Here is a 4706-nt window from a genome sequence, read left to right on the forward strand (position 1 = left end):
CTAATATACTGATTTATAATGGTAAAAAACTTGGCATGCATTTCGCTTTATAGGGTGGCGAACAAGCAACATCACCGTCGTGGTGATGCTCTCTCATTACATACAAAGGAGCGATTATGCCAACGCCATGTTATATCTCGATTGAAGGCGAAACCCAGGGTTTGATTACTGCCGGTGCCTGCACCGCGGATTCTATCGGTGATTCTTTTGTCGAAGGCCACGAAGACGAAATGCTGGTACAACAGTTTGACCACAATGTGACCGTGCCGACCGACCCACAATCTGGTCAGCCATCTGGCCAACGTGTTCATAAACCATTCAAATTCACCGTGGCATTGAATAAAGCTGTTCCATTGCTTTACAACGCGCTGTCTTCTGGCGAGAAAATGTCGACAGTAGAGCTGAAATGGTACCGTACCTCAATTGAAGGTAAGCAAGAAAACTTCTTTACCACCAAATTAGAAAGCGCCTCTATCGTGGATATCCATTGTGAAATGCCACACTGCCAAGATCCGGCGAAGTCAGACTTCACTCAGAACCTGACCGTGTCGATGTCTTATCGCAAAATCACCTGGGACCACGTCAACGCAGGTACTTCAGGCTCTGATGACTGGCGCAAGCCGGTTGAAGCTTAATTGCTATTGCTAGGTTGCGTCGGCTTTGTGCCGGCGCTTCACCATTTGTTTAGCAGCGTTCGTTTTCCAGAGAGCGTTGCTAGACAAGTGTTCACTGTTGCGGGAACAAGATTCGGGAGACATCATGGCGAAATTACGTTTTGAATTTAGCGTCGAAGGCCTAGAGCCAGACACGTTTGTGGTCAGAGAATATCAGGGCAACGAGTCCCTCTCTGCTGCGGCGTTCGACCAGCAAGCTTGCAACGGGTTTCGTTATTCGATTGCATTGGCAAGTCGCGATCATTCCCTAAACCCTGACCAATTAGTGGATTGCCGAGCCACGCTTGCTCTCTATCGCAACGGGCAATGTGAGCGTCGTATTCGCGGTATCATTCGTCAATTTTCCCAAGGGGATATTGGTCATCATCACACWTATTATGATGTTGAATTAGTGGCTGAAATTGAGCGTCTATCACTACGGCAAAATAGTCGTGTATTCCAACATCAGACGGTTCCTCAAGTTATTTCGATCTTGTTGCAAGAAATGCGTATTACGGATGTCGGTTTTGGGCTGACAAAAGAATATGCAGAGCGTGAATTTTGTGTTCAATACCGAGAAACGGATCTCGCCTTTTTTCATCGTATTGCCGCAGAAGAGGGGTTGATGTATTGCTTTGTGTGGAAAGAGGACAAGCAGCTTTTATATATCACTGACTCGCCCTTTTCGCTTCCCGCCCTTAAACAGCCGATTGTGCATAACGCTCAGGCTGCAGGTGTCGTCGATGAGCCTTATATTCGTGCCATCGAAAAGCACACTCGGATAATCCCGTCATCACTGGAGATGAAGGATTATAGCTTTAAAAAGCCGAATTATAGCTTCTTACAGCAAGTGAATATGTCCGACATTGACCATCAGCGCCAAGACTACGATGTTTATGATTTTCCAGGTCGATATAAAGACGATACGCAAGGTAAACATTTAACCCAGATACGCCAAGAATTTCTGGCACGTGACAAAGTCACGGCGACTGGGGAAAGTAATCATTTTCTTGTGCAGGCGGGTCATGCATTTGAAATGCAAGATCATCTCGACCGTACCATGAATCAAAAGTGGCAAGTAGTGCGCGCTCAGCATTACGGCACCCAACCTCAAGCAGTTGAAGAAGAAGGCGGCACTGGCGCCACTACCTATCATAATCGGTTTACGGTGATCCCGGCCTCTATCCCTTGGCGGGCCACTCCACACCCTAAGCCACAGGTGGACGGCCCTTTAATAGGGATTGTGGTTGGGCCTGAAGGCGAAGAAATTTTCTGTGACGAATATGGCCGAGTAAAAGTTCATTTCCCTTGGGATCGTTACTCGAGTGGAAACGATAAAAGTAGCTGCTGGATACGGGTGTCTCAAGGTTGGGCGGGGAGCCAATACGGCATGATGGCGATTCCACGTATTGGCCATGAGGTGATTGTGTCGTTTTTACATGGTGACCCCGACCAACCGATCATCACTGGCCGGACCTATCACGCGACCAATGTATCCCCTTATACATTGCCGGCCCATAAAACCAAGACGGTTTGGCGCAGTGAAAGCCACCAAGGCGAGGGCTACAACGAGCTCACGTTTGAAGATCAATCGGGCAGTGAGCAAGTGTATTTGCATGCTCAGCGTGATTGGCAATCATGCGTGGAAAATGATGTCGTTACGCAGGTGCGGCATAATGAGCATCAAAAAGTGGACCATGATTCTTTGTCGGCTGTTATGAGTAACCAGCATGTGACGGTCGATAAGCAATCACGAACACGAGTGAAAAAAGATGCCACAATTGCCGTTTCTGGAGGGATACATGAAAAAATCGATAACCGCTTCGCCGTAACGGCGGGACGTGAGGTGCATCTAAAAGCAGGCGCAAATGTCGTGCTTGATGCAGGTACGGAGGTTACGGTAACCGCCGGTGGGAGCGTAATGAAGGTTGATGCGGCCGGGGTGCACCTTATTGGTCCAGCGATCAATTTAAACGCTGGCGGAAGTCCTGGTAGTGGCTCTGGGTACCAAGGACAGCCAGCGAAATCGCCACGCTCAGTGAACAAACCTTGATCGTTTAATGCAAACTAAGAAATTTGAGGAAAGATATGCCCAAAGCAGCACTTGTTGGCCATGTGGGAACCGCGCATGATGGATTTCCACCTACACCGATTGTGGCGGGGTCGTCAACAGTAAAAGTTGACGGGATACCCGTAGTTCGTAAAGGTGATCCCCTGGCACCGCATAGTAAACCGAAACACCCGCCTCATGGGCGAGCGGTAAATGCGGGTTCCGGTAGCGTTATGATTGATGGAAAACCAGCCGCTCGTATTGGTGATGCAGTGAGTTGTGGCGGTGTGATTGTAGGAGGTTCAAGTGTCAACATTGGTTAATACCCTGTCAATGCTTAAAGCAAGCGTGTATGCATGCCTAGTCATGCTAAGTGGACAAGTACATGCTGAACAAGTTGAAGTTGAAGCCACACCTTTTGTGCAACTAGAGCCGGTTGAAAAAATCGCGGATGACTATGATATCCAGGCGATGACGCCAGAGGCAATATTTGAGCATGGACGTTTGTCTCGCGCTCAGTTCCATTACCAACGAGCTGAAAAATATCTACGTGCAGCGGCGGATCAAGGTATTGTTCCTGCGGCTTATTTATACGCTGTGCTCGTCAGTGATGATGGTAATAAGCTCGATTATTCGCCGGTTGCGCAGCAGTATCTCACGCAGGCCGCAAAGGCGGATTATATTCCAGCCATGAAATTACTGGTTGAAAAAGGCCATTGGTTATCGGCAAATCATCGTACTATTTGGCGCTATAAGTATGAAGAAGCACTAGCAGCTTGGTATGAGAAAGCACCTAAAGACGCAGCATTCAGTCTGTATCAGTACATTTATCCAACAGACAAAAAGAAAGCCGAGCAGTATTTAGAAGAGGCGATTGCGGCAAATGATGTTGATGCCTTGTTACATAAAGCATCGCAAATAGAACTGGCTGAGCGCGGCTTTTATCTTTTCCCCAGCTCTCGCCTTGATGCGGCCGCTGAAGTAAAAAAACAGATTGCCAATGCGGGTGGGATCCCCGGTACTAAGAGTTTATATCGTGATTTTATCCGTCGAGGGGAAAGCCATAAAGCGGTGGCGTGGCGCGAAAAAGCGATTGAACAAGGGGATCTTATGTCTCTTGCTGCCCTGGGGCGTCTGTACACCACAAACTACATGCCTGAAGACGCTAATAAAGTGCGGATACGCAGTGTACTTTCCTTCCCAAGCGACTTCGCGACCGTCAAAGCACATGAATAAAGGATCGCCAGGTACTATCGGCTCAAAGTCTTTGTCTTGCACGTTTTGGTGCACCATACCGATGCGCTCTCCTTGTGCATTTTGGGGTAGATGTAAGGTTTCTTTATAGCGATAAGCCGTTACTTGCGCGGGCAGCTCTGGCACCTTGTCGATATTAAAGAGATGCACAAAATCGAGAATATGCGTCGTCATTTCTTGCATGGATTCCATTACATCATGGCGTAATACGGATTGCGGTTGAGGACCAACCTCAACAATGACGCCTTGCTTCGCCACTGAGCATAAAAAAGCGTGTTGAAGCGGCTCGAGATGATCTTCTACTAAAATAATGGCATCGGGCATACGCTCACTGATATAGGCAGCAAGCTGTTTATTGAATGTGTCTAATGCGAGCAAAATGAGCGTAGGCCCCATGTTGCTGGTGGTGTTGTGTAAATCGATGATGAAATCGACGCGAGGATCGCCTTTAGGACCTAGCTGTTGATTGAGGACTTTTGCGCGACTTTGCTCGTAGTTTGTTAAGGTGAGATCGGCGAGCCCTTGAGGATCGAATTGTCGATTTAAGTCACAATCGAGATAACGTTTGTTTGCATGATAAGCCGACGGATTCGCGAACACATGCTCCGTTGAAAAACTATCCCGAGTCGTAACAGATGTATTGGTTTGCCACTGTTTTAGTGCGTAAATCCCGCTAAACTCATTGCCATGGGTGCCACCGACGATGGCCACTTGACTGAAGCGACTCATGAGAACTCCTTGTGTTGAAT

Annotated in this window: 4 protein-coding genes; 3 read left to right on the plus strand and 1 reads right to left on the minus strand. The window is 47.9% G+C overall.

Annotation, left to right across the window (positions count from 1 at the left end):
* Positions 1-116 precede the first annotated feature (116 nt).
* The 3 genes from hcp-2 to BZG79_RS11855 all read left to right on the plus strand — a co-directional run bounded on the left by hcp-2 (position 117) and on the right by BZG79_RS11855 (position 3026).
* Entirely contained in the window at positions 117-635 is a 519-nt protein-coding gene (hcp-2, locus tag BZG79_RS11845) for a type VI secretion system effector Hcp-2 (protein WP_021024295.1), read from the plus strand.
* A gap of 124 nt (positions 636-759) precedes the next feature.
* A complete protein-coding gene (tssI, locus tag BZG79_RS11850) occupies positions 760-2706 on the plus strand; it encodes a type VI secretion system tip protein TssI/VgrG (RefSeq protein WP_077774475.1) in 1947 nt (648 codons plus the stop codon).
* 35 nt (positions 2707-2741) lie between these two features.
* Entirely contained in the window at positions 2742-3026 is a 285-nt protein-coding gene (locus BZG79_RS11855) for a type VI secretion system PAAR protein (protein ID WP_021024293.1), read from the plus strand.
* A 706-nt stretch (positions 3027-3732) separates the two neighbouring features.
* Here the strand turns inward: BZG79_RS11855 and BZG79_RS11860 are convergent.
* Positions 3733-4686, minus strand: a complete 954-nt coding sequence (locus BZG79_RS11860) for an aspartoacylase (protein WP_077774476.1) — start codon at positions 4684-4686, stop codon at positions 3733-3735.
* Positions 4687-4706 lie beyond the last annotated feature (20 nt).

This window comes from Salinivibrio sp. MA427, from assembly GCF_001996115.1.
Lineage (GTDB): Bacteria > Pseudomonadota > Gammaproteobacteria > Enterobacterales > Vibrionaceae > Salinivibrio > Salinivibrio costicola.